This is a genomic window from Pedobacter namyangjuensis (assembly GCF_003313325.1).
GTDB classification, from domain to species: Bacteria; Bacteroidota; Bacteroidia; order Sphingobacteriales; family Sphingobacteriaceae; genus Pedobacter; species Pedobacter namyangjuensis.
This window is the reverse complement of the sequence record NZ_QMHQ01000007.1, coordinates 1-4,471: the sequence shown is the minus strand read 5'-3', so window position 1 is coordinate 4,471 and position 4,471 is coordinate 1. Positions and strand designations below refer to the sequence as shown.

At 35.3% G+C, this 4,471-nt stretch carries 7 protein-coding genes; all 7 read right to left on the bottom strand.

Translation table 11 applies throughout. The annotated features are described in order from the left end of the window. On the bottom strand, nucleotides 1-90 hold a 90-nt coding region (locus tag DUT69_RS19600; protein ID WP_113654854.1), incomplete at its 3' end, for a DUF4184 family protein. Nucleotides 91-274: 184 nt separating this feature from the next. Further along, nucleotides 275-682 (bottom strand): hypothetical protein, encoded by a 408-nt coding sequence (locus tag DUT69_RS18925; RefSeq protein WP_113654853.1) that lies wholly within the window; start codon nucleotides 680-682, stop codon nucleotides 275-277. A 230-nt stretch (nucleotides 683-912) separates the two neighbouring features. Next, complete coding sequence (locus tag DUT69_RS18920; protein ID WP_113654852.1) at nucleotides 913-1,599, bottom strand: hypothetical protein; 687 nt, start codon at nucleotides 1,597-1,599, stop codon at nucleotides 913-915. Nucleotides 1,600-1,755: 156 nt separating this feature from the next. Next, nucleotides 1,756-2,196: a hypothetical protein gene (locus DUT69_RS18915; RefSeq protein ID WP_113654851.1), complete on the bottom strand. Its 441-nt coding sequence runs from the start codon at nucleotides 2,194-2,196 to the stop codon at nucleotides 1,756-1,758. Between the two features lie 236 nt (nucleotides 2,197-2,432). Further along, on the bottom strand, nucleotides 2,433-3,302 hold the full coding sequence (locus DUT69_RS18910; RefSeq protein ID WP_113654850.1) for a leucine-rich repeat domain-containing protein: 870 nt from the start codon (nucleotides 3,300-3,302) through the stop codon (nucleotides 2,433-2,435). A 229-nt stretch (nucleotides 3,303-3,531) separates the two neighbouring features. Further along, nucleotides 3,532-4,092: a hypothetical protein gene (locus DUT69_RS18905; protein ID WP_113654849.1), complete on the bottom strand. Its 561-nt coding sequence runs from the start codon at nucleotides 4,090-4,092 to the stop codon at nucleotides 3,532-3,534. Between the two features lie 174 nt (nucleotides 4,093-4,266). Beyond that, the coding region (locus tag DUT69_RS19390; protein WP_205314308.1) for a hypothetical protein at nucleotides 4,267-4,471 on the bottom strand (205 nt) is incomplete at its 5' end.

Below are 4,471 nucleotides of genomic sequence, written 5' to 3'. Positions count from 1 at the left end.
ACCAATTACAAGTCCAGTCAGCGAAAACCATTTTTTCGGCAGGTATGTCAGCGGTAAAACGATTGCTGGATGTGAGAATGTAAATGGCATTTTTTCGTATTTTCTGTCTGTTTACGGGTCGTCCTAAAACTTGCTATAACGTTGAAGCATTGGTGTTGTAGGAGAAATCAAGGCTCGTCAGCCCAATGCTTGTACCAAAGTTAAATAGAATTACAAATGTTCAGCCTATGTTCGTCAGCCCCTATAACGCCAATGCAATGTTGTGTGTAGTACTTTATGTCGTAACGATATTGTCTTGCCCTTTTGTTTCAGACTTTTTTAATCTCAATATCAGTCCAACGATAATGGTAGTAACTGAATATGAAATTATTATATCTTTGCTCATAGTTCCTTTAATTATTGTCTGAGTAATGTAAATCCCTGAAACCGAAACTGCGATTAAGATAAATTTGGAAACACTCAAATTTGTATTTTGCTTTGATAAAAAATAGAAACACGTCAGATAAATTAAAAATGTAGGCAAGGAAAAGACAATGCTAAAAAGTAAAGTAATTGGATAAACTTCTAATAGTCCAACAACTTGATGAGGATTTGACCCGTAAAAATAGTCAATAACTTGTGATGTTAATGGCGCTATCATGAGGGTCAAAACCCAATGTCCAATTAAATATGCTCGATTCATTTTTCTGGAATTAGGAAGCTGTCACAATTGTTTGTCTAAGTTTTGAGATGTCGCATCGTATTGCCACCAACGTTTCGGGGCTTTGCGATGGTAGGGTAATCGAAGCACAAATCTTCAATTTTGTACAATAGTTGAACCGAAGAACTGCCGTTAAACTTTGCAGTTTCGCCCCAGATTGTAAACGGCGAAGCCCTCACCGAAGGTAAACCCTTGTTAGTGGCAGTTCTTTTTCAGTCGTCAAATTCAATTGCATTTTTTGTGTTTGTCGCCCAATTATTAATATCTGATTTTATTTTCTGTTTCTCGTCAACTGTTAGTGTTTGTTTTGTCGGCAATGACCAATCTGTCAAATTTTTGAAATAAAGAATAAGTACGTTCGTTCCTAGTTCAAATTCAACTTCGGCAACTTTTCCATTGTTTGTAATATATAAAAATCCACTTCGTCCGTGTGATTTTAGGTGAACTCCATCTTTCGTTAGCAATTCTTGAACTTTATCTTTCTCACGTCTTTCCGTTGCCCATTCTTCTTTTAGTTTCTCAGAAATATGGTGTTGAAAATGTGTCCCGTCAAATTTTATAGTTGTCCAACCAAACGGTGTTTTTGATTTTAAGTCTTCTATGTTTCGCTTAATTTGTTCTCTACAATAATTTGCTTTGTCTGTGAGGTTCATTTTTTCGGCAGAGTCTGCAAGTCCGAGCCAAAAGTCTTCAGAAAAATAGTGTTCTGTTTCGTCAGCGAGTTCTATTAAGCTGTCAAGCGCAAGTTCCCATTCTCTATTCTTTAAAAACTCCACACAGTCAATAAACTGTCTTTGTGTTCTATAGAATTCGGGCATATAATCAACTAAATGACGTATGGTCTGCTCGGGTGAGAAGTACGTTTTGGACTGTCTTTTTAAAAGTTTGAATAGTTTCATTATTATCTTTTAGAATTGCCACTAACGTTTTGCAGGTTTAAGTTGAGCCTAATTTACCTGCAAAAATTACCTACAGCAATAATCTAAATAAATAGCTTCAAATTATTGTGTTCTTGCTTCGCCCGAGGCTTAACTTAAACCTGTTGTTAGGTTGCGTTAGTTTAAATTTTTATATTTTCTATATCTATAAATTCTAGATGTCAACCACAAGGTAAATAAAACTGCAATTACTATTGTTACGTTTCTAGACGATTTTATATGGCTATTGTAGTCGTGTATGTCGATAATTTTTTGATTGTCAACATACATTTGTGTTATTGAATTATCTTTTTTGTCGAAATATATCTCAGCGATTTCACCCGTTTTGATTAACGAGATATTGCTTGTGTCACTCAAATGATTTTTGCTCAGAAAAAGATTGGTCTGGTCAATTTTAATATCGAAGACAATATCTGTTACTTGATTATTGGTTTTTCTTTCCAGTCTGATAGCTTGAACAATTCTTCCACTAATGAATTCGTAGTTTCCAACTGTACGATTTGACAACCAATTAAGATATAGCGAGATACCAATAAACAAAACACAAATGATTGGCATTATAGTAAACGTGAGAATTTTCGTGAGTCTAGGAAAATTGTCGTAATAATACTTAGTTCGGAAGTTCTTATACCAATTCTTCATTATTTGCAATGTCGTTTACTAATGCGACCTAACGTTTTGGCGCTTTGCGATGGTGGGGCAATCGAAGCGCAAATCTTTAATTTTGCACAAAAGTACAATCGAAGAACAACCGTTGAACTTTGCAGTTTCGCCCGCCTGACGCAAAACCCTTATTAGCCACAGTAGCTTTTGATTATTGTTTCTGATTCCTTTTTCATCCTTTCAAATGTCGCAATAAATTCGTCACACCGTTCTTTAACAATAGGACTATTCTTTTTTACAAATCCTGCTCGCTTACCTAAAAATTCAAAATTGTCGTGATAGTCCCAACACAAATCCCAATTGCAACCTTCAACATTCGGTAACGCAATTTGTAAAAATGCATATTCGTTTGTCTTGAATGTGGCTCGTCCGATTTTTATTTTTTTGAGTTTCTTCAAATGCAAGATTGGTAAAAGCGCAGGAAACTCTATTTTGTTAATGATAAAACCTAATGAGAAGACTTCAATATTTGGCAGTTCTTTTAGAAAACCAAAATTTTCAATTGGTTGATTCCAATCAAGTGTTCCGTCAATATGTAAATATCGTAAACTATCAAGTCCACGTAATCCGTCAAAATTTGAAACTCTACGAAGATTTTCAAAATGTAATGATTTTAATTTTGTCAGTTTGAGTAATGGTGTCAAATCAGAAAAGCCTGAAACATATTCAAGAATTACTTCTTCCAAGTTTTCCAAGTCTCCAATAAATTCTATGTCTGTCGCTCTGAAAAAAGTTACTCTTAAACGTTTTATATTTGTCAGTTTATGAATTGCTTCAACTTGCTCTTTACTTGGGTCGTGAAGTGTTAGTTCTTCAAGGTTTGGACAAGTAAATATTTGTTCCCAATGGTTTTTGTCTTGGGTTTTGGTTATTGTCAAAATTTTTACTTCGTCCTTGTTTGCGATTTCAAAATCGGCAATAAATGCAAATCTTTCTCTATTCGGAATAGTTGTCCAATAGTCGCCTGTTCTGTCTAAAAAGTCTCCAAAGTGATGTTTCATTGTCTATGTTTGGTGTCGCTATGCTATTGTGGCTAACGTTTCGGGGCTTTGCGATGGTGGGGCAATCGAAGCAGAAATCTTCAATTTTGTACAAAAGTTGCACCGAAGAATCCCGTACGTACGGGATTGAACTTTGCAATTTCGCCCCACTATTGCAAACGGCGAAGCCCTCACCGAAGGTAAACCCTTGTTAGCGGTTCGGCTTTTTTTTTGTTAATAATATTTTCTTTCATCTTCCAATTGTTTTATGTCGCCAAACAGCAATTACATTTGTGTCTGCGTGGTCTTCGTCAGGATTATTTTCTAAAAGTCGTTTCTTAATATCATATGCTTTTGAAAAGTCGCTTATAAGCCCTTTTTCATTCAGGTCATTCGGTAAAAATGTTTCGTCAAATCCGCCACAATTGCTTAAAGCACTAATATTGAAGTCTTTGTCTAATAAGTCATAACCAACAAATTCATAATTTTCAAGATTTATTTCACTACAATCTTTGTCCGGCTCTATTGTAATTGTCAACAGATTAAATCTATCCTTAGCTTGCAATCTCTTAAAGATAAACTCCAACGTCGTGAAAAATCCAGTTTGATATGGTTCAACAACGTGAATATATTCCCAATCTTCAGCATTGTCATAGTCGGGTTCAACTAAAATTTCATTTAACATTCCGTCAAGCGAAACAAGTTCTGTTAAATGTGTCAATTTTGACCATTCGATATACTTTTTCCAAGACATTCCGTCTTCGTCATAAGTATTGTCGTAAACTCCTCTAGCTGTATGTAAAAATGTCATTTGTTTTTGTCAAGTTGTTATTTTAAGCTGACGGCTAACGTTTCGGGGCTTTGCGATGTGGCGGATTTTTAGCACAAAAGTTCAATAGAATTACTACCGTTGAACCTTGCACAGATGTTTCATAGAAGTACTTCAGCCGCCATATTGCCAAACCGATGTTGGCGGTTCGTTGTTTTATTTCGTCCTTGTCAGCCACGGTGTTATTGTTAACGAAATTAGTCCTGCGGAAATAGCTGTCACAATTACGTTCCCGTATTGTTTAATGTCAAGTCCGCTTAAAAGTCTTACTGAAATAATTGTCAAAGTTAGTCCTGCTGAAATTGTCCAATATTTCAAATTTATGTTTTCATTCTCAGTCTTGTTTGTCGGTAGTTTATAA